At 44.6% G+C, this 23669-nt stretch carries 22 protein-coding genes and 3 pseudogenes; 7 read left to right on the top strand and 18 right to left on the bottom strand.

From position 1 onward, the window contains the following. Nucleotides 1-109: 109 nt before the first annotated feature. On the top strand, nt 110-1267 hold the full coding sequence (locus tag ACT7WV_RS19975; protein ID WP_445101667.1) for an RRXRR domain-containing protein: 1158 nt from the start codon (nt 110-112) through the stop codon (nt 1265-1267). 132 nt (nt 1268-1399) lie between these two features. Here ACT7WV_RS19975 and ACT7WV_RS19970 read toward each other — a convergent pair whose 3' ends face one another. Next, nucleotides 1400-2206, bottom strand: a complete 807-nt coding sequence (locus tag ACT7WV_RS19970) for an aminotransferase class IV (protein WP_445104569.1) — start codon at nt 2204-2206, stop codon at nt 1400-1402. Between the two features lie 120 nt (nt 2207-2326). Between ACT7WV_RS19970 and ACT7WV_RS19965 the strand changes: the two genes are divergently transcribed. Then, entirely contained in the window at nt 2327-3796 is a 1470-nt protein-coding gene (locus ACT7WV_RS19965; RefSeq protein ID WP_445104568.1) for a sensor histidine kinase, read from the top strand. Nucleotide 3797: 1 nt separating this feature from the next. On the opposite strand, the gene ACT7WV_RS19960 is transcribed toward ACT7WV_RS19965, so the two are convergent. The 11 genes and pseudogenes from ACT7WV_RS19960 to ACT7WV_RS19910 form a co-directional block, all read right to left on the bottom strand. After that, entirely contained in the window at nt 3798-4085 is a 288-nt protein-coding gene (locus ACT7WV_RS19960; RefSeq protein WP_445104567.1) for a hypothetical protein, read from the bottom strand. A gap of 99 nt (nt 4086-4184) precedes the next feature. Beyond that, complete coding sequence (locus ACT7WV_RS19955) at nt 4185-5477, bottom strand: sensor histidine kinase (protein WP_445104566.1); 1293 nt, start codon at nt 5475-5477, stop codon at nt 4185-4187. A gap of 4 nt (nt 5478-5481) precedes the next feature. Continuing rightward, nucleotides 5482-5928, bottom strand: coding sequence for a response regulator (locus ACT7WV_RS19950; protein WP_445104565.1), 447 nt, complete (start codon nt 5926-5928; stop codon nt 5482-5484). Nucleotides 5929-5969: 41 nt separating this feature from the next. Further along, on the bottom strand, nt 5970-7982 hold the full coding sequence (locus tag ACT7WV_RS19945; protein WP_445104564.1) for a sensor histidine kinase: 2013 nt from the start codon (nt 7980-7982) through the stop codon (nt 5970-5972). Between the two features lie 84 nt (nt 7983-8066). Continuing rightward, on the bottom strand, nt 8067-8960 hold the full coding sequence (locus tag ACT7WV_RS19940; RefSeq protein ID WP_445103166.1) for an RRXRR domain-containing protein: 894 nt from the start codon (nt 8958-8960) through the stop codon (nt 8067-8069). Beyond that, nucleotides 8944-10698 (bottom strand): group II intron reverse transcriptase/maturase, encoded by a 1755-nt coding sequence (gene ltrA, locus ACT7WV_RS19935; RefSeq protein WP_445103165.1) that lies wholly within the window; start codon nt 10696-10698, stop codon nt 8944-8946. Before ltrA ends, ACT7WV_RS19940 begins: the two co-directional genes overlap by 17 nt. Nucleotides 10699-10749: 51 nt before the next feature. Then, on the bottom strand, nt 10750-11238 hold the full coding sequence (locus tag ACT7WV_RS19930) for a hypothetical protein (RefSeq protein ID WP_445103164.1): 489 nt from the start codon (nt 11236-11238) through the stop codon (nt 10750-10752). Between the two features lie 44 nt (nt 11239-11282). After that, nucleotides 11283-11663, bottom strand: a pseudogene (locus tag ACT7WV_RS19925) (RRXRR domain-containing protein); the annotation flags it as partial. Between the two features lie 332 nt (nt 11664-11995). Further along, a complete protein-coding gene (locus ACT7WV_RS19920; protein ID WP_445104562.1) occupies nt 11996-12142 on the bottom strand; it encodes an ATP-binding protein in 147 nt (48 codons plus the stop codon). A 96-nt stretch (nt 12143-12238) separates the two neighbouring features. Continuing rightward, entirely contained in the window at nt 12239-12523 is a 285-nt protein-coding gene (locus ACT7WV_RS19915) for a hypothetical protein (protein ID WP_445104561.1), read from the bottom strand. Further along, the gene (locus ACT7WV_RS19910) at nt 12465-12635 is read right to left on the bottom strand and encodes a hypothetical protein (RefSeq protein WP_445104560.1); all 171 of its coding nucleotides are present in this window, start codon (nt 12633-12635) and stop codon (nt 12465-12467) included. The genes ACT7WV_RS19915 and ACT7WV_RS19910 overlap by 59 nt, the downstream gene beginning before the upstream one ends. Before the next feature lie 238 nt (nt 12636-12873). Here ACT7WV_RS19910 and ACT7WV_RS19905 point away from each other — a divergent pair, with 238 nt between their 5' ends. Further along, nucleotides 12874-13998 (top strand): ABC transporter ATP-binding protein, encoded by a 1125-nt coding sequence (locus tag ACT7WV_RS19905; RefSeq protein WP_445104559.1) that lies wholly within the window; start codon nt 12874-12876, stop codon nt 13996-13998. Nucleotides 13999-14091: 93 nt separating this feature from the next. Here the strand turns inward: ACT7WV_RS19905 and ACT7WV_RS19900 are convergent. The 4 genes and pseudogenes from ACT7WV_RS19900 to ACT7WV_RS19885 all read right to left on the bottom strand — a co-directional run. After that, nucleotides 14092-14274 (bottom strand): annotated as a pseudogene (locus ACT7WV_RS19900) (IS630-like element ISMae26 family transposase); the annotation flags it as partial. Nucleotides 14275-14321: 47 nt separating this feature from the next. Next, a pseudogene (locus tag ACT7WV_RS19895) lies at nt 14322-14528 on the bottom strand (transposase); the annotation flags it as partial. 220 nt (nt 14529-14748) lie between these two features. After that, a complete protein-coding gene (locus tag ACT7WV_RS19890) occupies nt 14749-15681 on the bottom strand; it encodes an S-layer homology domain-containing protein (RefSeq protein WP_445104558.1) in 933 nt (310 codons plus the stop codon). Between the two features lie 125 nt (nt 15682-15806). Beyond that, a complete protein-coding gene (locus ACT7WV_RS19885; protein ID WP_445104557.1) occupies nt 15807-16802 on the bottom strand; it encodes a DUF2382 domain-containing protein in 996 nt (331 codons plus the stop codon). Nucleotides 16803-17223: 421 nt separating this feature from the next. On the opposite strand from ACT7WV_RS19885, the gene ACT7WV_RS19880 reads away from it, so the two are divergent. Then, a complete protein-coding gene (locus tag ACT7WV_RS19880; protein ID WP_445104556.1) occupies nt 17224-17835 on the top strand; it encodes a hypothetical protein in 612 nt (203 codons plus the stop codon). A gap of 64 nt (nt 17836-17899) precedes the next feature. Here the strand turns inward: ACT7WV_RS19880 and ACT7WV_RS19875 are convergent, their stop codons facing one another. After that, the gene (locus tag ACT7WV_RS19875) at nt 17900-18307 is read right to left on the bottom strand and encodes a hypothetical protein (protein WP_445104555.1); all 408 of its coding nucleotides are present in this window, start codon (nt 18305-18307) and stop codon (nt 17900-17902) included. Between the two features lie 508 nt (nt 18308-18815). On the opposite strand from ACT7WV_RS19875, the gene ACT7WV_RS19870 reads away from it, so the two are divergent. Beyond that, on the top strand, nt 18816-19259 hold the full coding sequence (locus tag ACT7WV_RS19870; protein ID WP_445104554.1) for a DUF4332 domain-containing protein: 444 nt from the start codon (nt 18816-18818) through the stop codon (nt 19257-19259). On the opposite strand, the gene ACT7WV_RS19865 is transcribed toward ACT7WV_RS19870, so the two are convergent. Beyond that, nucleotides 19245-19859 carry a TetR/AcrR family transcriptional regulator gene (locus ACT7WV_RS19865; protein ID WP_445104553.1) on the bottom strand — a complete coding sequence of 205 codons (615 nt, stop codon included), beginning with the start codon at nt 19857-19859 and terminating at the stop codon, nt 19245-19247. The two genes, ACT7WV_RS19870 and ACT7WV_RS19865, sit on opposite strands and share 15 nt — an antisense overlap. A gap of 288 nt (nt 19860-20147) precedes the next feature. Between ACT7WV_RS19865 and ACT7WV_RS19860 the strand changes: the two genes are divergently transcribed. Together ACT7WV_RS19860 and ACT7WV_RS19855 are read left to right on the top strand one after the other, a co-directional pair. Next, nucleotides 20148-21659 (top strand): sodium/glutamate symporter, encoded by a 1512-nt coding sequence (locus tag ACT7WV_RS19860; protein WP_445104552.1) that lies wholly within the window; start codon nt 20148-20150, stop codon nt 21657-21659. A gap of 393 nt (nt 21660-22052) precedes the next feature. Beyond that, nucleotides 22053-23648 carry a M16 family metallopeptidase gene (locus ACT7WV_RS19855; RefSeq protein ID WP_445104551.1) on the top strand — a complete coding sequence of 532 codons (1596 nt, stop codon included), beginning with the start codon at nt 22053-22055 and terminating at the stop codon, nt 23646-23648. The last annotated feature ends 21 nt before the right edge of the window (nt 23649-23669 follow it).

Here is a 23669-nt window from a genome sequence, read left to right as displayed (position 1 = left end):
TTCGGGCTATTTGTAAGAGTCTGGAATCTCAGGCAATAGGGTAAATCCTAGACACAGTTGTGCTAATGCCGTAAGGGACTTTTAAACTCAACACGAGAGGATTGTCTCCATGATTCGTGTACCAGTAGTAAGTCAAGATGCTAAACCTCTTATGCCCACAAAAAGCTCAAGAGCGAGAAGATGGGTAAAAGAAGGCAAGGCAGTTGGCAAATGGTCAGATGTTGGCATTTATTATGTTCAACTTCTTGTGCCAAAGGGTGAGGAAACTCAACCTGTTGTAGTAGGACTAGACCCAGGTAAAAGTTACGCTGGAATAGGTGTGCAATCTGCCCAGTTTACCCTAGCAAGATTTCATTTAATTTTGCCCTTTGGACGAGTAAAGCAACGAATGGAACAGCGTAGAATGCTTAGGCGTTCTCGGCGTTCCAGAAGGATTAACCGGAAAGTTTCCTTCAAGTTGAGAAACCATCGCCAAGTTAGGTTCAATAATCGCAAACAGTCCAAAGTTCCTCCATCAATCAAAGCCTCTAGGCAGCTAGAGCTAAGGGTTGTTAGGGAACTATCTAAGATATTCCCCCTAACAGCCATTGTCTACGAGCGAGTTAAGGCTGACGTGGATAGAACTAAAAGAAAGTCAGCCAAATCTGGAAAGGGTTTCTCTCCTGTGATGAGCGGTCAAAATTGGGCAATTGCTCAGATGGAAACGATTGCCCCTGTCCTTGTCCGCGAGGGCTGGCAGAAAAATGGCAATGGGACTTCTCAAATCAGGAAGCATCTAGGACTTGTTAAGGACAAAGAAAACAAAGGTGAAGCCAAGCCAGAAACTCATGCCGTTGACGGTGTGGCTTTAGCTTGTGGTTTCTTTGTTCAATATAGCCGCCACATCACCTCAAATACGCAGGGATATCTCTGGAGAGGTAATGTGCAGATCACTGATTCGGTGTTCAGAATCGTCACTCGTCTAGGCGCAGTAAAACGAGGGAAAGAATACGGTTTCTTTCGTCGTCAATTACACTTTCTAGTTCCAGATAAGTCCGGAATTAGAAAACGTAAAGGCGGAACTGTTACACCGTTCGGATTCAGGGTTGGTGATTTAGTTAAAGCTACGAAAAAAGAGCAACAATTCGTTGGGTACATTGGAGGCTTCACCTGTACTGATAAGTCCAAAAATGTATCAATCTACGACTACTCATGGAAGCGAATTGGTCAATTTACGCCCAGCAAAGTGAAGTTATTAAGGAGAAGTAATAGGTTGTGTCTTGCATAGTTATTTGGATGCCTCCGTCCCTCCGGCATCCCGCTATCCCTCCCCTGGTTGCTTCGCTGAACCAAGGGACTCCCGCGAGTCTGTTGAAAATTGAAACTATCAGCCAGATTCTGGTGTGTATAGCTCAATTAACTATTTTCTATGTGCCATTTTAAACGGACTCCGTAGTTGCTCTAAACTAGGATGCTCAGCATCGTAGGCAAGAGGTTCCCAAGAGTTAAGGACAGTACGAATGGGAATTACTTCAATCACACTATTGGTGTAGGCAATTACTTCAAATTTCTCCACCAATTTAGTATCCCATGCTACTTCCTTAACTTCTAAACCCTGCTTATTGAGCCAAATAATTAGCTGGGAGCGCACTACTCCCGGCAAAATTCCTGCAATCAAAGGCGGTGTCCACCAACAATCCCCTTGCCATCCCCAGAGGTTACCAGTGCTAGTTTCTAACCAATTACCCGTAGCACCAACCAAAATTGCTTCCGCCGCTCCCATCTGCCGGGACGCTTGTAGGGCCAGCCAAGCTGATAGATAGTTACCAGTTTTATGAGCAGTAAGTGAGCGGCGATATGCAGGAGCATCTGCTAACCAAGCCGTAATACCCTGTTGTTGGCGTTGTGTTAAGTCAGTTGGCAAAAATCGCCCAGTTATCCACTCTCGCCCGTCCGGAAAAATAGTGATTCTTAGGACAGGATAGGCTTTACTTAAAGCCTGAGCGCCATGACGCACCTGCTGCCAATTAGGTAACTGCCAGCCAAAGCTTTGTAAGCTCAATTCTAGGCGCTGGCAATGAAGATGCCAATTGCTTAGCGAACTATCTAATGATTGTTGATAAACCCGCAAGGTTGTAAACACCGTTGCACCGTAAAGCAACCCTGGCTCATCAATCGCCAGTTCCAGAGTATCAGTTTGCTTGAGTTGGCCGTTGTACCAGAACAAATATTTTCCTAAATTGGCTCAAAATATCAGCAATAACTTCTTCAAATTTAATCAATTTCTCAGAATTAATCGTTAATCTAAAAATTAATATAGTGTAGACATTGGTGATTAGCCTATCCGATGAAATTTCCCAGTTGGTTGCCAACAAAACTTAGTCTACTTCAACAGAAAATCGATCCGTTTTCCCTGCAGTTTCGCTTAACGGTAGGGACTGTTGCTGTTTCCACTCTAGTACTAAGCAGTGCTGCCATCTTAACAAGTTGGAAGATGCAGCAAATTCTCGTCACCTCTCAAAAGCATCATATCAAGTACGTCGCTGAGCGTTTTCCCCAAGACTTGGCAATTTACAATGATATGGTGCCCTTAGAAAATGCTCTACAAAGGGCAGTCGATAATCTAACCACTGGCGATATTCTTCTCTGGGTGCGTAACTCTGATGGCTCTATTGTCTCCCAATCGGAAGCTTTGCAGGTTAACAGATACAGTTCCTTATTAACTACCCAGAAGCAGCTAATACCCCGCGTCTATGAAATGAAAAGACGTTATTGGGTAATCTGTGGGACTCCCTTGTTGGTGAAAGGTAAAATGCTGGGCAAGGTTTACGTCGCTAAGGATATTACTAGCGAGCAAACCATGTTGATCAGCTTAATGCGGACTCTGGGTTTCACCAGTTTCTTTTCAATCTTGGCAATTACTATAGTACTGGCAATCTATATTGAGCGATCGCTTCAGCCTTTATGCCGCATTTCTCAACTGACAAAAACAATTTCTGCCGATGATTTAGGCCAAGCGCGGATACACCTAGACCACGCTCCATCTGAAGTGAGAGAATTGGCACAAACCGTTGATAAAATGCTAGTTCGTCTTTTTGATGCTTGGGAACAACAGCGGCAATTTGTTAGTAATGTCTCCCATGAGTTAAGAACTCCTTTAACCATTGTCTCTGGTTACCTGCAAAGCACGCTGCGGCGCGGGAATAATTTGACAGGTTTGCAGCGAGAAGCCCTCTTAACTGCTAGCTCAGAAGCTGACCGTACTATCCAATTGTTACAGGATTTACTTGACCTAGCACGAGCAGATAATGGTCAGATGCATTTTAATCTGGAACCTTTGGTACTCAATGAACTCGTAGCAGAAGTAGTCTCCATGGCAGAGCAATACAGTCAGCGAGAGATTAAACTTGAAGAAGCAACCAGCTTAATTGAGATGAAAGCAGACCGTGACCGCCTGAAGCAAGTGTTGCTCAATTTGATCGACAACGCGGTAAAATACTCCCATCCTGGTACGGCAATTACTGTAAAGTTGAGCCAGTTGGATGAGCAGGTAACTATTCAAGTGTGTGACCAAGGAAGCGGCATTCCTTTGCAACAACAATCCCGGATCTTCGAGCGTTTTTACCGAGTCGATGAGGCACGCGCCCGTTCTAGTGGCGGTACTGGCTTGGGCTTATCAATTGTGAAAACGCTAGTGGAGGGCATGGGTGGTTATATTACGGTGCGCTCTAAGTTAGACGAAGGTAGTGTCTTCACGGTAGCTTTGCCTGCTCTATCATCTAATAATTTGCAATTACTGCCATTATCGACTAAATAATTCAGCGTGACTGTAGAAGATATAAAGACTTTGACAATTCAACATCGGAAACTTGTGCAGCGTCAATGTCTTGAATTGGCGTTTCAAAGTAGCTAAGCCAATTACTTCCTGCCTCTTCTTGGTCATAGATGGCATTAATTGCTGTTTGCTGCTGCGGCGTTAGCTCTTGGTAGACCTGCATAATTTCTACATATGTGTAGTCTACGATCAAAGCGTGCATTTGACCCGTCGTCCGAACAGCTAGTATTGCTTCTTTGAGTTGGGCAGTAGCTTCGCTATTTGTTGTCATACTTATCAAGGCTGAGGACTGATTATACTTTTGGCAGTATTAATTATCTACGATTTTTCTTGAAATAAATTAGGTAATATTGGCAGTGATTGAGCCAAGTTACTGATTTGAGTTGCTATAAGCTCCAGCTGTTTGACTGATAAGACTATTCAGGGGTAATTTAACTGTAAAAGTAGTTCCTACTCCCATGGCACTTTCTACGGCAATTGTGCCGTTATGAAATCCCACGCATTTTTTGACAATTGCTAGTCCTAGCCCAGTTCCAGAAATAGTACCGACATTACTGCTGCGGTGGAAAGCTGTGAACAACTGTGCTTGCTCTGGTAGGGGAATTCCGATACCCTGGTCTCGGACGCAGAAAATTACAGTGTTATCCTCACACGCAACCTGTAACTCAATATTGCCTCCCTTAGGTGAATACTTGATCGCATTCGAGAGCAAATTGCTGAGTATTTGCCGTAGTAGTTTTTCATCCATGCAAGCCTTAAGAGATAAACATTTGCTCTCAAAGCTGATTTGGTGATGAGTTTTGGCTGTCAGTCGTGATTCTTCCGCTATTTCACGGCAGAAAGCTACTAAGTCTAGTGGTGCGGGGCTAAACTCTAGTTTCTCTGCCTCAGCTTTATTGATCAACAGTACATCATTAACTAGTCCAGTCAGATGAGCAACGGTGCTGTAAATCCTTTGAAAATGACGCTGTTTTTTCTCCTCTGGCCATTGATGAGAGTAGTTTTCCAGTAATTCTGTAGAAGAGAGAATTGTAGTTAATGGGGTGCGATACTCATGAGAAATCATTGCGATAATATTCGATTTGAGTTGACTAAGTTCTTGTTCTTTAAAGAGAGTTTTACGAAGTTCCTCTTCTAAGCGCTGGCGTTCTTGAATTTCTCTTCGCAGGGACTGATTTTTTTGCCTTAACTCATCTGTTTGCTCTGCAACCCGGTGTTCTAGTTCTTCGTTGAGCCTTTGCAACTGCTCCTCACTTTGGCGCAACTTCTTTCGGGTTTGTGCTCTTTCTATAGCATGGCGAATGGCACGTGGCAGCAAATTACAATCAATCTTGTCCTTAACTAGATAGTCCTGCGCACCCCTGCGTAAAGCTTCTAGAGCAATGACTTGATCATTAAGACCAGTCAGCACTACAATCGGCAAATTTGGTGCTGCTTGGTGAATTTGGTCTACCATCGACAAACCCTGTTTATCAGGTAAAGAAAGGTCGAGGAGTACCACATCAACTGAGTTTTTACTCAGAAAAGAAAGAGCTTGCTTGAAAAATTCTACATGCACTAATGACCAGTTAGTCTCTCTAGCTTCACTAATAAGTTCACCGAAAAAATCAGCATCAGCCTGGTTATCTTCCACCAGCAATATCTTAATAGGAACACTGTACATGTTGTCACTCCAAAGGTATTTTAGCTGTGAGCAGCCAAAACTCTTCAATCACCCTCATCACAGAGAAAAACTGCTCGAGGTCAATCGGTTTGGCAATATAGCAGTTGGCATTCAATTGGTAAGTATTAAGGATATCTCGCTGTGCTGCCGAGGTAGTGAGAACAATTACAGGAATGATTTTTAGACTAGAGTCTGCTTTAATTTGAGCTAAAACTTCGCGACCATCTTTTTTGGGCAAGTTGAGGTCAAGTAAAATCAAATGAGGACGAGGTGCTTCGGTATATTTTCCCTGCTTGCGTAGAAAAGCTAGGGCTTCTACACCATCTTTAACCAAGTGTAAGTTATTGGACACCTTACCTTCACTCAAAGCTTCTGCGGCTAGATCCGCATCACTGGGAGAATCTTCTACCAGGAGAATTTCAATAGGTTTAATTCTTGCGTAAACATTCATTTTGTGTTGCTTGTTTGAGAACTGAAATCATAATTTGTGCATTATGAAAGTGGAATAGTAAAGTAAAAACTTGTGCCTACTCCTAGTTTTGACTCTACCCAGATATGTCCCCCATGACGCTCTACAATTTTTTTACAAATTGCCAAACCAATACCTGTGCCAGGATACTCTCGGCGCGAATGTAGGCGCTGAAAGATAATAAAAATACGCTCTAAGTAATCTGGCTCGATACCAATACCATGATCACGGACTTCAAAAACCCATTCCTGTTGTTTTAAGACTGCCGAAATCTGTACCAAAGGCGGCTCCTCTTCGTGAAATTTAATGGCATTACTGATCAAATTTTGAAATAATTGAATAAGTTGTGTTTGATCTCCCATTACCGTTGGCAGAGGTTCATGGGTTACTATTGCTGAACTCTGAGTAATCGCCATCTTCAAATTATGTAAAGCCTGACTCAGCACCACCTCGCTCTCGATTGGTTCCAGGTTTTTGCCATGAGTCCCCACCCGTGAAAACTCCAGCAAATCGTTAATTAACTGCTGCATGCGGGCAGCTCCTTCAACGATATAGTTAATGTACTTATCACCCCGGGCATCAAAGTTACCCTGGTATTTCTTTGCCAAAAGTTGGGCATAGCTGTTGACTGTCCTTAGTGGCTCTTGCAAATCATGAGAAGCCACGTAGGCAAACTGCTCCAACTCTTGGTTAGAGCGCACTAGATGGGCTGTCCTTTCCTCTACACGCTTTTCTAATTCTTCCTTGCTGTGGCGCAGTGCTTCTTGAGTCTCGACCAGCTCAGTAATATCGGTATCAGCACCAACCATGCGGATGACTTGGCCTTGGGCGTTTTTGATATGAGTGGCTCGTGAGAGGATATGGATAGTCGAGCCGTTTTTGTGATGGAAGCGCTGCGTTGCTGAGAAACGGGTAACTTTGCCAGAATTGTAGTCTTCAAGGAGTTTTAATGCCGCCATGCGATCCTCGGCAAAGATCACTTTTTCCCACGTAGTTAGTTCATGAGCCAGTTCGCCGTCAGAGTAGCCAATCATATTCTTCCAGCGAGGGGAGAAGTAAACCTCACCTGTTAGCAAATTCCAGTCCCAAAAGCCGTCGTTGGCAGCGTGGATCACTAATTCATAGCGTTCTCTAGCTTCTTGTCGTTGGCGATCAATCACACTGAGGAATTCGGCATTCCGCAAAATCAGGTTGGCAAAGACAAAAACACTAGAAATACTAAACAACGTGATCGCCAATTCGGATGAGTATTTTTGATTTCTATAGCCGAATAAAATAAGCCAACCCAGCAGTGGCGGGATACCAATCACCATCAAAGACAGACGCCGAGACACAATACCACCGGCATCGAGTCTAGTAATGACACTCATCGAGCCTCTCTCTAGACAACAAAATAAGCTGCCTACAGACAATAAAAGCAGACCAAGAGACGTATGCAATGCCATGCCTGTGTAGAAGCCAAAACTGTAGAGTAATTTAATTTGGTAAATATGACCTAATAGCCCCCAAAAAGCCAGAAAAAAAACGGTAAGACTAAAAAATTGAGCTGGGTGATACACCCTCTGACTCAACAGCAACAGAGTTGAGCCAAACAGAATAAAAGCCAAGGCTGTATCGGGAGCCATCCGCCCTGGCGCTACTTCTCCTGATGTCAAGTCAGGGAAGAAAAACTCATCAATACCCAGGTTCCAGCCAGCAAGATACTGACTCAGAGTGAGCCAACTCATTAGTAGCAGCAAGCTCGCCAGGATAGTAGATAAGCAATGAAGACTAGTTCTCAGCAACTTAAGTCTGGGTAATTTACTACTCCGGGCAAAGTGCCACAACCCCAGAGAACTACCTCCCAAAATTAAGCTCAAGGCAGTATTAAATTTCATGGTTACTGCTCCCGGAAAGACACTCTTGAGGATAGAGATGTCTAAAATCCAACCGAGGACAACCACAGAGCCAATGAAAATAACCACTAAGCTAGCTACTTGAGAAAGCAATTGCAGTGAACCAATTAAGTTGTGAGGTCTCGGTGTTTCTTTCTTCATCGAAAAAACTCGCGTGAGACTCCGACCTCAGCATTAGCGCAGCGAGCCGAAGGCTAGCGGGTCGGAGAGGGATAGCGGTCAAAGTTAATTACGTTGAGTAGTTAGCTTTGACAATCCAGTTGAAGGTAGGACAATTAAACCCGTACTTTGCTGCAACAACTGGACTTTCTTGGCAGTGAACTGCCCCATGCGTTTCCAATGGCCATCGGAAACTGAAACTTGAGTCTTGGTGTCTCCTGAAACCCAACCTTTGTAGGTAATGCCTGACTTTTCGGCAAGCACAAGGTCACCTTTCCTAAAACCATGACGGGTAACAGTACCGCCATACTTGCGTCTTTTCCCACCCTTGGTGGGGAGACAAAGATGCAACTGTCTACGGCTAAGGGGAGGTCTCCGAATTACGGCAAATGGTGCCAGAGTTATCTCAACAGTTCCTTGCCAGTTACCATGTTTGGCGTTAGCTGTGTTCCATTCCTTCCACTCAACAAACTCAAAAGCTGCCAGGGTAACGCCGTCAACAGCATGAGTGGCTGGTGTTTGATTGGACTTGTTTTTCTTGTCTTTTGCTAGCCCTAACCAGTTTCGTAATTGACTGGTTCCGTTACCGTCTTTTTGCCAGCCTTGATGAGTCTTGACAGGGGTTAACTCAGACAACCATTTAAGCATTTGTCTTTGTCCCACCATTACTGGTGAGAAACCTTTGCCAGATTTCGCATTTTTGCGCCCGCTAGTCCTATCCACGTCAGCCATCACTAATTCGTAATGAATGGCACTGATAGGAAATAGTTTGAGTAATTCCTTAACCACCCTTAACTCTAGCTGTTTGTTGGCTCGGATTGAGGGAGGCAACTTCCCTTGACGACGGTGTTGACCTAAGCCGGATGGTCGCCCATCTGACTCGGCTTCAGAACCGTACATGACGGTTTCCCAGTCATACGGCTCCTCAGAAATACAGTGCTTGTCATGCATACCTTTCATTACGAATTAACTCCAGGTCATTTCTTGTTTTCTCGTCATGACAGTGCCTGTGGAGCAGTTGTAGGTTTTCGTACCCGCCCTTTCCTCCTAAAGCACGAGGAATTTTATGGTCTTTTTCCCATAAATCTCCATCTCTGAAGTACAGTCCGCAGTGTGGGCATTTGCCCTTTTGCTTTTTCAGTAGTGAGGCTACTGTTTTAGAGCATTGTGGGTGTTTACCCATTCTGCTGCTCCAATAAACTAATTCTCCGTCGAACGGGCTTTTCTCACCTTTGACTTTGACGTATTCGGTCTGTTTGATTTGAGTCTCTTGGTGTTTGACTAGGATAATTGGGTCATCGCTTTCTAGTTTTGTAGCGAATCTCCAACAGTCATTGCCTATCCTTTTCCAGTATTTTTGAGCTTTCCAGCTAGCACTTTTTGTTGGGTGCCGCCGATTAACCCATGCCCTTAACTTTTGCCATAGCAAGTTGTCAAGGTCATTGTAAGTCTCTTTACTGTTTACTACGGAGAAGTAGTTAGCCCATCCCTTTATGACCGGATTGAGTTTCTGTATTAACTCTGATTGTGTTCCGGCTTTGCACCCATTAATAATTTTGGTTAGGGCTTCCCAGTGGGCTTTGATATTGTCCCTGCTGGGTCTGATGAGTGTTTTGAAGCCTAGTAATTTAGAGCGTTTTCCCCCAGTTTTACCTGAGTGGTGTTTACCTACTCGAAATTGCCTAATGTTGAAGCCAAGAAAGTTAAATCCTGCTTGTTCTCCATTAAACTCTTCCAGCGTGTGAGCTAATCTCGTTTTACTTGGCTTCAGTTCCAGCCCTATTTCTGCCAGCCATTTAGCAATTTTCTCCTGACATTCCTGCACTACTTTTAACTCCGGGTGTATCACCACAAAGTCATCAGCGTATCTAATAACTGCCAGAGTTTTTCGCTTTTGCTCTTTGCTTATGACTCGCCCTCCAGACCTGAGAGGAACAGTTTCGATGTATTGATTTAACATCTCTTCCATGCCGTGGAGGGCGATGTTTGCCAATAGTGGAGAAATCACCCCACCCTGCGGCGTTCCTTCCTCGGTTTCACTGAATTGGGTGTTTTCCATTACCCCAGCCTTGAGCCATGCTTTAATTTGCCGTCGTAGCTTGGGAAATGTATTTACCTTTTTTAGCAGAACCGAGTGATTGATTTTGTCAAAGCACTTGGCTATATCAGCATCTAGGACATATTTGGGTTTGTGTACCACATTGTCCCAAGTAGCTTTTATGGCATCATGGGCTGAACGTCCAGGGCGAAACCCATACGAATTGGGTTCAAATTGCGCTTCCCATTCTGGCTCCAATGCCAGTTTGACCAACGCTTGCACGGCTCGGTCGTACATTGTGGGTATTCCTAATGGGCGTTTTTCCTCCTTTCCGGGTTTGGGTATCCAAATCCTTCTAGTTGGTCTGGCTTTGTTGCCTAACTTCAATTGCCCTACTAGCTCAATACGTGCTTCTGGGGATAATGCCTTGACACCATCCACTCCTGCCGTCTTTTTGCCAGTATTCTCTTGTGTGACCCTACGAACCGCTAAGCATTTTGCCGCCCAGGATTTCATCAGCAGTTTTTGGAGCTTATGAACTGTTCTGTTATCTCCGCGTTGTGAGGCTCGGTAAATCTGTTTTTGCAGCTTAAACACCCTCCGCTCCAGCTTTCGCCAGGGGATTTGGTTCCATTCATACGTAGTCGTTAACTCGCTCATGCTTTATTCGCTGCTATTAGTAGCTTTACCTTCTGTATTTCCGTGAGCTTGTCAGCTTATCCCTCTCATTACGACAGGGCATTTGCTTCTAGCCCAATCCCTCCGCTCCATAGCATCCGGTTGGCACCTACTCGAAAATTGCTCTCCGAGAGCGTATGGAGGGTTAACTCGTTCCTTACCAACTTTAGTTTCTGACTTTAGGAACCTCTCTATCCGCCGGGTTCTAATGAGTGTTTCCAAGACCTCAACAACGCTCTTGGCATCTGGTGAACCTTGGTCGTATTTCGACCCCTGCGTGTCAGCCCTTTCGCAAGTAAAACGTGACGACGGTTGAGCAAGAGTTCGCTTTCGCTGTCCATAGTCAGTTGCTAGAAGGTCACCGATATGGGCTATCAGTGTTGCCCCCGTTTCACCCCGCTTCAGGCGTTGATGACCAGTCGCAAACCTGGGGGTGATGCTTTCAACCCAGCACCTGGGCGATTGGACTTGGGATTTTCTCCCGCACCAATAAGTTGGTAGAGTTGTCATGACTTTCGTCATGCTGCCAATCCCTCACTTAGCGTGATTTCTGGCAAACGAGTCGCACTGTTAAAGCGTTTTTGGCGATGTGCTCTTTGGTTAAAGGCAATTTTACGGTTGATTCTTCTGCCACGTCTGGCACGTCGCATAATACGCCTTAATTCCATCCGTTCTGTAATAGTTTGGAACGGTAGAACCAAGTGAGCCATCCAAATGGTAGACTTGCTGGACTGAACGCCTATGCCTGAATACATCTTCCCTGGGTCGATACCGAGAGCAATAGGTTGAGTTTCTTGACTTGTATCAACCGTTAATCGAACAGCGAAAACACCTAAATCGTTGTGATAGACTTTTGCCTTACCTTCTTTTAACCATCGTCTAGCACGACTAGGTTTAGTTGGCATTAAGGGTTCGCCTGATTTAGATAAAACGGTTACTCGTAACATGGAGATAATCCTAACGAGGTTAGTTTTTGGTCTCTTCCCGCATCTCAGCTAAGATGTCCTAACTCAATAGCGACTCAACAAAAAGCCTTAGAGGTAATTCGGACTAGAGAAGAATCCGAAAGTCTGTACCAAGCTGAGACTCAACGCGGTATTCAACCGTTTAAATCGCCGTTTGTTCGGCAATCCCTAATCTCAGCTTTTAGCGGATTAGGGTTGTTGAACTTCCTTTCAAGTTTTCGGCAACACTACATCACCACTGGCGGGCATTTCATCTTCCTTCTAGCAAAACAAATTCTGCATCATCTCTGAATAAGCAAATGCTGGCACTTCGATCACTTCACCGGCGGGAGAGTAAAGTAAAACGTCCTTCCCATTCCTAGTGTTGACTCCACCCAGATACGCCCACCATAAAGCTCGACAATCTTCTGACAAACTGCTAGACCAATCCCCGTACCTTCGTACTCGCGGTGAGGATGCAAAGGCTGGAAAACAATGAGAATTGGCTCAAAGACTCGGCTTCAGTTAGCTCCAAATCTTTACCAGGAGTTCCCACGTCGGGAAAATCCAGCAAGTCGTTAATCAGCCGTGGGACCCAGGTTGCCCTGATATTTTCTTGTCAGGAGTTGGGTATAGCTGTTTACTGCTCGCAGTAGCTCTTGCAAATCATGGGAGGTAAGATAAGCAAACTGCTCTAAGTAACGATTTGATTGTTGTAACTTCTCACTGATTTGTTTTAGCTCTTCTTGGGCTTGCTTGCTCTCTGTAATCACCTCAGCATTGATGATGATGCCACTAACTCGATCAGTACTGTCCTCCTGCTTCCAGCCAAAGATTTTTTCTGTCTGCTTTGACCAACTCAAAAGTCCCGTCAGTATTAATCATGCAGAAGAGGTCTGGTGAATAGTGGAAAAATGCTGCTTCTGCTGGAACTTCTCCCGAACTGACTTGTTTGTGCTGCACAGTATTACCCATCACAACTCTGAGTGATTATAAATCGGCTCTCTTATTCTCATCCCTTTGACTGAAGACTGTTGACCGGATAATCACTGAATTGTCAGTAATTTTAGGTAAAGCATTGACCGTGAAATTACTAGGAGAGCGTACCCTTGAGAAAGAAGGTAATTCTTGACTCCCATCTCCCTAGCGCTGTTACCTTTAGAAGGTATAAAGCTTAAACTGCCTTTAGCAATAACATTTGCAGTAGCTAGTCATGGCAAACCTTCGGTTAGATAACATTAGTCGCCAATTTGAAGATGTTACAGCAATTGAAAACATTACCTTTGAGGTGCCAGATGGTCAGTTTTGGGTTCTAGTGGGGCCATCAGGTTGTGGTAAATCGACAATCCTCAGAACAATTGCTGGCCTCGAATTAATCACAGAGGGGAATCTTTATATTGGAGATGTTTTAGTCAATAGTGTCCCAGCACGACAACGGGACGTGGCGATGGTATTTCAAAACTATGCTCTCTACCCTCACATGACCGTAGCTCAGAACCTCTCTTTTGGTCTACGGATGCGGAAAGCTCACAGGGCAACAATTGAGCAAAAAGTGGAGATGGTGGCGCGATCACTCGATATTTACCATTTGTTAGAGCGCAAACCTAAACAGCTTTCTGGTGGGCAACAGCAACGAGTAGCACTAGGGAGAGCGATCGTTCGTGAACCTAAGGTTTTCTTGCTCGATGAACCCCTCTCCAATCTTGATGCTCAGTTACGGGATGACACCAGAGCGGAATTAAAGGAATTGCACCAACGGGTTGGCATTACTACCATTTACGTTACCCATGACCAGGTAGAGGCGATGACTTTAGCTGATCAAATTGTCGTGCTAGAGCATGGTTGCATTCAACAAATTGGTGCTCCCCAAGACATCTATGCCAAACCAGCCAACCGCATGGTTGCCTCTTTTTTGGGTAGTCCGCCGATGAATGTTTTTTTGGCAACTTACACTAATGAAGTGTTTGAGGTAGGTAGTCAATTTTTTTCTTGTCCTAGTACACTTCAAGAAAAACTTCAACTAGTTTCCGGGCAAACTGTGGATTTGGGGATTCGCCCGGAACATCTAAAAATTATCGATTTAATTAACTCAGAAAGTTCAAAACAAGTTTCGCTTCAAAACCAACTAACGATGCTGGTAAAAGTGGTAGAGCCATTGGGAAGAGAAACTTTGGTTCGAGGCATTTTACCGAAATCAGATGTACTTTTAAATCTTCAGGCACCCTCAAATTGGCGTGGTTGTCCGGGCGATCTTATTGGTGTTCAAGTCGATTTAGAGAAGTTATTTGTCTTTGACTCTACTAGTGGTAAGGCATTGTATCCAATAAGTAATAAGTAATAAGCATGCCCTTGAGCGGAGCGAAGGGTAATAAGTAATGAGTAATAAGTAATGAGTAATAACTCTAGCCTTTCTCATAGTTATGAGGTGCACGTAGTAACAATGAGCGAACCAGTTAGGAATATTTGACTGAGTTACCTTAAGCATGGCGTTGGCAATGCCATCGACTAAATCTTTGTAAGTTCTGGTGACTGTCTTTCTCAAGATAGATTTAACTTTTGACCAAAAATTTTCAATGGGGGAGAATTTGGGAGAGTAAGGAGATAAATAAATTGGTTTGCCTCCAGCATTTTCTCCGAGTCGAGGAATTAACTTCCTAACCAGGAAAGCTTCAAAAGTAACGCTACCTACCCTACCGCCCCATAAATATTGACAGATGCCACCACTTCTCGAATTGATAAAGCTGCAATCAACGAAATGTTTTTGACTCTTTTTTGAGGCTTTCTTCCTCTATTTCTTTTCCCTTTTAAAGCTCTGGCATAAAGCCGAACTATTGCTAGGTTAACTCCTGAATTATCCAGAAAAATCAAGCTCTATTGGTAGTAGAAGAAGGATTAATTTAAGCAATTATGATGGTACATAATCAGGAGATTATTACAGTCTAGGTTTTACGAGTAGTAGAAAGCCTTCTTTATTTGGTTTTAAGATTGGAAATGTATTTTTAACCCTTTACGACCGTCCACGGATCTTGCCCTTGAACGAAGTGAAGGGTTGCGCTTAGAAGGACACCTTCGAGTTTAAAAACACGCCCTAGCGGTTAACGATGTATTGAGAAGCTCCGGCATTACTAGAGAGCGGTTCTAAATCACCTCTGTATACCAACCCTTGATAAATAATTGCTGCTGCTGCTCCCCGGTTAAGAGACTGTTGTGGGTTGAGAATATTTGGTTGCGGGTAGTTAACTACCATGTTGGCTTGTGTTGCTGCTGCCACATTGTCAATGGCATATTCAGGGATCATTTCTGCGTCCTTGTAGTAAGACTGGAGATACTCTAAAGCCGAAGGAGCAGATGCTTCGCTAGTACTCTGAGTTACTGCTGGCACAGCAGCCGTCGCTCGCTGAATATTAGTAGTTGATGATGTCTTTAATATCGGCTGCATCAAGACAGTAGCTGCCAAGGGAAACATCAAACGGTTCTTAGTAACACGCTGTTTCTTAGCTCTCTCAGTAGTACCAGGTGTTGTGGTGCCTTGAGTAGTAGTTGAAGTTGTAGGATTGTAAGTCAAATTGAGACCATTAGTTAAGGCAACTAATGCCTGAACCTTAGAAACTTCCTCTTGTGGTCGAAATAAATTCTCTGAAAAACCTCTCATGAAGCCCGTCTCGTAAGCTTCTTCAATGGGAGGAGCCGCCCAGTAATTCTGAGGAACGTCTTTAAAAACGCTCCCACTCGGAATTTTCTTCACTTGCTCCCGCTCAAAGGCTTGCCGGATCATGGCAGCAAACTCATCCCGATCTAAAGATTGCTCTGGTCTAAATGTTCCATCAGGATAGCCAGCAACAATATCTTGTCCAGCTAATGTTTGAATAAAGGGACTTGCCCAATAATCAGCCTCTACATCAGGAAAGGTTTCTTGTGCGGAAACTTTAGTTCCTATGCTTAAATAAGCTGCCGCTCCCATAGTGCTAACCAGAGCTAGCAAGGCAGGGCTTAGCGATGACCAAATGAACCGATGAATCATCAAAATCTCCTTTTTTCTGATTGTGGTTAGTAGCTAAAAAAGTGTAACTGCCGTCAGTCCCAAGACAAAGTTTTTCCTCAAGACTGCCGACAATTCAAGCTGAAAAAGCCTGTCATTTATGTTAATTAAATGCGGTCATGGGTACGCCGATTAACTCGCTTGGTAGTTGTGTTGTCGCCAGTTTCCACCTCTAATTCTTCGCGACGCACTTTCTCTGTTGCCTCAACCGTATCCCGCTCGACTTCTTTCCTAACGTCAACTTCTTCACGCACAAAGGCTTGCTTGCCGATGCTCGCGTTCTCTTCGTAAACTTCCATGCGAGCCACTTCACCTTCTCGGAATTGAGCTTCACCTGGAGCAACTGCAGTTCTATGGTTTTCAGGAGTTTGCCGCTCAACGATAACTCGCTCTTTTTCTACAGGCACTGAAACTCTTGCTGTTTCTGTTTCAACTCGCTTGCCCACCGCTACTTCACCAGTTTGGCGACGAGTTTTACTGGCAACGAGCTGTTCTTCATACAATTTGAATGTCTGATGATTCTGCTCGTCGAGTCCGTAAAGTGAAGGCTCTTGGTCGTATCTGTAGGTATCGCGATTGTAAGTAGCAGGAGGAGGTGTTTGTTTGTGGGTGCTGGCTTGGTAAGTGGCAGGAGTTGGGCTAGGAACAGGGCGTTGTCTAGCCTGTCGTGCAGTTACAGCCTCAGTACCCGACGCCTCTACGGGTGGTGACATCTCTACAGGCACTGATGCTTCTACTGAGGGAGTGCGGTAAACGCCTCGCACCCGCTCTTCGTAGTCATAGTCAACCGTCATGCTCTCATCGTACTCAGGTAATGTTTCCACCTGATGCTTGTCCGTCATACCCAGGGCGTAGATGCGCCGCGCTTTGGCATCGACTTGGCAGCGACCGACTGGAAGCAGAACTTTTTTGCCAAAAATCCAGAAGCCAGTGTCGATGACTAGATATCGGAAACGCCCTGTATCATCAACTAGCACATCGTCAATTGAGCCAATCTTGTCGTTTGTTCTTCCGGCGTAGACATCTAGTCCTTTAACGTCCTCACCACTAAACGCTTCTTCGCGGTAATTTGGATTGAAATCCCTGATTTTAAAAAGAGGCATGTTGTCTTCTCCGGAGTCATTTATCTCAAAGTACGCACATGCTAGAGATTTTCAGCATCCGATTCCTCTTTCTTACGAGATAAAAGTTTGACTAAATATCTTTCAAACTTTTTTTATCTCTTTTGGGGTATTGACTTTGGACAAATTATTGGGAGACAGACTGCATTTTCCCTCTGACTAAGCTGGATATAATTCTTATGTTGGCTGTCAAGATAACACAGAACTAATTAAATATTAAATTTAGTATTTAATTATTTGCTTTAGTAAAAATTCTTAACAAGAATATCAATTTTTGCTCTATCCTCAGGCAGATATGTTAATCAGAAAATACTCAATAAAATGAGTTCTCAACTTCATTTAACTTCGTTAGTAGAAAGACAACGTCACTAATGGAGAAACTAGCCAGAAGGGAGTCAATTCAATGTCATACACCAATCAAACGGGAAATTTGGTAAATGAACCCGTGGTAGTCAATCCGGTGGTTGACTACCATGATCGTGTACGGTGGGGTCCAATTTTGGCAGGAATTGTCGTTGCCATAGCCCTTCAACTAGTGTTGAGTGCCTTGGGTAGTGCAATTGGACTGAGTGCTGGTGCAGCAGGCTCTGATGCTAATGCCGTGGGTATCGGCGTGGGTATTTGGTCAATTATCAGTTTGCTAATTGCTTTATTCGCAGGTGGTTGGGTAACGGCTAGTACCTGCGGACCGATGAACAAGAAAACAGCACTCTTGCATGGGCTGATCCTCTGGGCAACCACCTTAGCCATTAGTTCTTGGCTACTTGCGACTGGAGTGTCAGGTGCTTTTGGTGTGGTGGCATCCAATGCAGGTGAAGTCATTAACCAGGCACAACAACCAGGAGGCGTTGACCTACCGACCAACCCACCTAACGTAGACCCTAACCAGATTGCAGCCAATGCGGCCAAGGCAGCTTGGTCGTTTCTCTTCGGTTCCCTACTGGGTTTAATCGCCTCTCTAATTGGGGCCTCTGTGGGAGCTCGGAAACCGAGAGTAACTCAAGCTATTAGGTGATTGTCTTACCTAATAGCCAATGGGAACGAACTAAGATTTGTTGTCTTCTTCAACTTAAATAGTATTAGATCAACGGCGAGCCTCCGCATCCTACCACTGCTGAATCAAAACCACTCTTAACAGCACTTTGTAAGAAAGCGCCAGTACCTGGATCAAAAGTAAACTCTAAAGTGTCAGCCGATTCGTTCAGTAAGTAGGTTAGAAACACATCACCGATAATTGTAGGCACAACGACTGAACCACCATTGGAATTGCCAGAAGCAGGAAGATAGTTAACTGTTGTCCCTGGTCTGAGACCTGATATTGCTCCTTGACCTGCATTTTGTGAGCAGGCTAAGACTTCCGGCGTAACACCTGAATAGGTAAATGATGATTGCGCCTTAGCAGGAGATATTGTTCCCAAAGTTAAGACGCTAGTTGTTGCAGCGAGTATACCCAGGAAGCGAATTTTACTTGCCTTTAGAAAAGTCATATTGAGAATGCACCCTGTCGTATTTGTGTCTTTAATACACATTAATACTGGTGTATTTAATCTAATTCAGTAACAAGCTTATCGGTTAGGGCCTGAGTGTTTTACTGTTGTTAGTTGGTTTATCTCTTAGTGAGTCTTCGCTATTGGCTGAAGAACAAAGCTTTTGTGTGTTCAACAAAGACAGACAACAATTCTTCTACCGTAATAGGCGGTTGGCCTAATGCTTACGTTAAGAAAATCTTTAGTTTGAATGAGATGTAGTCGCGCCTTGATCTTTAAATAGAATGAGGGGTGACGACCTCCCCTCAGTCCTTAACCTGTCGGAATCAGTTAAATTTTACGTGGAGTGGATCTTTTTGTCCCCTGCCAGAATTAACGAGCCCTGGTCTTTGGTCGGGGCTTTTTTATTTTCTCTTGATGGACTTTGATAGAGCCACCAAACTTGATCTTAGCTTTTACTCTATGGGATTTTTAAGATCAAAGTAGACAAACTTCAAAGGTGGTCGAGATGTCCCCCAAACAAAAAAGTAGTAGAACTGTAACCCAACCTGGCGACTGGTCAATTGAGCAGTTACCTGGATTGAGTGATCAGGAGCAATCCCAACTAAAAGAACATGGCATTACGACTACTAGACAACTGCTAAGGAAAGCCAGCACCCCCCAATTAAGGCAGACACTGGCGAATCAACTGCACATCAAGTCTCATTACGTTGATAAATGGGTTGCTCTGGCAGATTTGGCACGTATCCCAACTGTCGGTTGTCAATATTGTGGGTTGTTACTACACGCTGGCATCGCCTCAGTAAGACAGCTCGCTCAGACTCCTGCTCATCGTTTGCATCAACAAGTTTTGCGACTACAGGTGGCAACTATGCAGCGTCGAGATCTTTGCCCTCCTGTAGAGGAAGTTACTGGATGGATCAAACAAGCGAAAGAGCTACTCCTTCGCTAGTACTCCCTGGAGGAAAATATCAGCAATTCCTTCAGCCATTTCTTGCATAGCCTGGGGTGAAGAGTCTGGCTCCATGATGGTCTTATCGCTAAAACCAGCCACAGCAAACATGCCCAAAAATACCTTGGCGACTATTTTGGGGTTCATACGTCGATAGATACCTCGCTCCATTGCCGTTTCAAAGAAAGCTTCAGCAACATCGGTCATTTTCATGATCACTTCTGACTGAATACGCTCACGCAAATCCGGGTGAAACTGTACTTCCATAAAGCAAACTCGCATCATATCGGAATTCTCACGCATTCGCATCAGCCGCCGTTGCATGACCTGCGCTACGGCTTTATAGCTGCCCATTTCGCTAAGTTCTGTTAGCAAGTCCGTGAGAATCTCCACCCAGCCTTGAGTTGCTACCTCAATGAGAATTGCCTTTTTATTCTCGAAATGGCGAAATAGTGTGCCTTCTGCCACGCCAGCTTTACTAGCTAAATCACGGGTTGTTGTACCGTCATACCCCCGACGGGCGAACAACCCCTGTGCCGCCTTGAGGATGCGGCGCTTTGTCTCCGTCTCTGACTGAGGATGCCGATTCAAAATTCGCATTGTGAAGTAATAACAAAAGCTGTAGCGCTATTGTCCAACAGGTTGTCTAATAATCAGCAAAAGTGTCATAGTTCATCACAAATTTCTGATCTGGCCCTTGGCTCTATTGAAGAAATTTGTGATGAACTTAGTGCTTTTTCTTGAGAAGCAGAGATTTGTTTTTATACTACGTAGGTCAAACGCGCTATGTTTAGTGGCAACAATAGATTTCTTCTCCTGAGTCTGGTTAAAAGACTGCGGTGGCAAAACACAGGGCTGATCAGGCTTCGAGCTAGCAATCTTATCCCAATGACTCTGATTTTGCTATTAGGCCCAGCAGCTTTGGTTGCTCTCGCGCAAGGTTCTGAACCAGATTCATCCTATAACTTACAGGATGTGTTCTTTGCCTTTATCATACTTGGCTTTCTAATTCTGCTGGGGAGATGGCTGCGACAGCGCGTAGCCATTTTACAGTCTCTGTTTATTCCTAGTTCAATTGTAGCGGGAATAATTGCCTTGTTGCTGGGGCCAGGGACTTTAGGTGCAATTTCCACCACTGTTTTTGGCGAGGAATTCTTTCTGGCAGGTGGTCTTTTTCCTCAAGCAATACGGGACGTTTGGTCAGAAACACCAGGCGTCTTAATCAACATAGTCTTTGCAGCAATTTTCTTGGGTGAGTTTATCCCCTCCCCCCGAGACATTTGGCGCAAAGCAGCACCTCAGGTAGCATTTGGTCAAAGCCTTGCTTGGGGACAATACGTTGTTGGACTGCTACTCGCTTTGACTGTGTTGACGCCCCTATTTGGGCTGCCCCCGCTTTCTGGAGCTTTAATTGAGATTGCCTTTGAAGGGGGACATGGAACAGCAGCAGGGATGTCTCAGACACTGAGAGATTTAGGTTTTGAGGCAGGGCCTGATCTTGCCCTTGCCTTAGCCACAATCGGAATTGTTACCGGAATTATCGCAGGAGTTATTCTCGCCGACTGGGGACGTAAGCAAGGATATTTAGCGGCAACCCAGACTGAGGAACAAGAACTAGAGAGTTCCACAGTATTCCACTCCGAAACCCCGGAATTTAAGGCAAAAAGAGCTAGACACATTCGTAGCTTGCTCATTGATCCTTTATCAGTTCATTTTGGCTTTGTAGGAGCAGCCGTTGGTCTTGGTTGGATAATTCTGCAAGCTCTTAGCTGGATTGAATCGGTAACTTGGAACCAAGGTGGCGAAGGTATAGCAATTTTATCAGGGGTACCTCTGTTTCCTTTGACTCTGATTGGTGGGATTATCGTACAGTTGATCTTGGAGCGTTTAGGGCGCAGTTATCTGATTGACCGCCAGTTGATCAACCGCATCGGCGGCACAGCCTTAGATTTCACAATTGTGGCAGCACTAGCTTCTATCTCTTTAGCGGTACTAGGCACTAACTTAGGCCCCCTGCTGATTTTGGCAGTAGCTGGCATTGCCTGGAATGTCTTGAGCTTTATTTATCTTGCACCCAGGATTATCCCCACCTACTGGTTTGAACGTGGCATTGGTGACATGGGGCAATCAATGGGAGTCACTGCAACCGGATTGTTGTTAATGCGGATGGTGGATCCAGATAATCGTTCTGGTGCTTTCGAGAGTTTTGGCTACAAACAACTCTTCTTTGAACCAATTGTTGGAGGTGGTTTATTTACTGCTGCTGCACCGCCTTTGATTGCCCAGTTTGGTCTAATTCCAGTCTTGTTACTTACGAGCAGTATCTTTGTCTGCTGGCTAATCTTCGGTTTCTGGAACTATCGGCAATTAACTAAACCAGTGATTAGCATTAGTGAATAAGTCATAAGGTTTTGCACAATTAGCAGATGGATAGGGGCAAAGAGACGAAGGAAAACAAAGGGTACAGGAGAGACAAGAATTGACAAAAGTCCCGAATCATCCCGTAACTGCAACTAGGCAAAGCCACTCATCAGCTAATCAGCGAGCAATTCTGACCGATGGCACTATCTATAATTAATTGAGGTATGATTAGCAATCTGATCTTCTGATTTATAGATATAGATAAAGCTAAGCCTGCTAAAAAGTAATAATGCAAGTTGCTGTTGGGTAACCTGTCAATCTTTGCCAGCCACAAGAACTATAGGACTGGTAATGGTTGACCTTTTTTTACCAGGACATACCAGAATACCAACAAATTCTTATGCTAGAAACATCGCCAATTTCTATCGTCTTATGAATCAGCTGAATCAACTTCTGCTAATCTTCAAGCTGTTTACCGGCTGGTTGAGACAACGCCAGTGGCAAGCAGTAATTGTCGCTTTCCTTGTGTCTTTCCTACTGGGGTGGGGAATAGTGTTTCCTTCTCTGGCTTGGGCTGACCTACAGGCACCAGCAACTAGCAGCATCCAGCCTTACTTAGAGAACGTTATCGAGCGAGTAACTGAATTTCGCCTTGATAACGGCATGAAGTTTATTGTCTTAGAAAACCACCGGGCTCCGGTGATTTCTTTTTACACTTACGCTGATGTTGGAGGTGCCAACGAACCCGACGGAAAAACTGGTGCTGCTCACTTTTTAGAGCATTTAGCCTTCAAAGGCACCCAGAAGATTGGAACCACTAACTATGAGGCAGAAGAGAAACTCTTAGGTCAGTTGGATGAATTATTTACACAAATTCAAGCTGCCAAAACAGCCAATAAAGAGGCTCAAGTAGAAACATTACAGGCTCAGTTCAACAAAGTTGAGTCCGAAGCCTCCAAATATATCAAGCAAAACGAGTTTGGCCAGATTGTCGAACAGGCTGGAGGCGTTGGCTTGAATGCGGCAACCTCTACAGATTCGACAGCATACTTCTACAGCTTCCCATCTAACAAGCTAGAGCTGTGGATGTCCCTGGAGTCGGAGCGCTTTCTGGAACCAGTTTTTCGGGAATTTTACAAAGAAAAAGAAGTCATTCTAGAAGAGCGTCGCTTGCGAACTGATAACTCTCCTATTGGCAAGATGATCGAGAGTTTTCTTGATACTGCCTTCAAAGTCCATCCCTACCGACGTCCGGTGATTGGCTATGACGAAGACATCCGTAATTTGACCAGAGAAGACATCCAGAAGTTTTTTGATACCTACTATGCTCCCAGTAACTTGACCATAGCAGTTGTGGGAGACGTTGACCCGGCAGCCGTGGAACGGTTGGCTCAAATTTACTTTGGGCGCTACAAAGCTAAACCAGCGCCGCCGAAAGTAACGGCTGTGGAGCCACCACAAGAGGAAACGCGGGAAGTAACACTGCAACTGTCGTCTCAACCCTGGTACATCGAAGGATACCATAGGCCAGCAATCAACCATCCTGACCACGTAGTTTATGAAATTATCGGACGTCTGCTCAGTGATGGTCGCACCTCTCGCCTCTACAAGTCTCTAGTGGAAGAGAAACAATTAGCTCTGACTGCTGAAGGCTTTAGTGGTTTTCCTGGAGAAAAGTATCCCAATTTGATGTTGCTATATGCTCTGACGGCTCCAAATCATACGGTGGATGAGGTGGCAAAGGCACTGCGCAGTGAAATTGAACGACTCAAGACAGAACCAGTTTCAGAGAAGGAGTTGGAGCGCGTCAAGACACAGGCTCGCGCTCAGCTATTGCGGTCACTCGATTCTAATACGGGTATGGCGCAGTACCTAGTGAATTACCAAGTTAAAACTGGTTCTTGGCGCAATTTATTCGAGGAATTAGATGAAATTGCGGCTGTTACCCCGGCTGACATTCAGCGAGTGGCTAAGGCGACTTTCACACCAGAAAATCGTACTATTGGACGCCTTTTGTCCTCTAAATAAACCTGAGATTTTTTAGTTGTT

It is taken from the genome of Symploca atlantica LB2515 (genome assembly GCF_052546295.1).
Note: the sequence above shows the minus strand (reverse complement) of the source record. Positions and strands in the feature narration are given on the sequence as shown.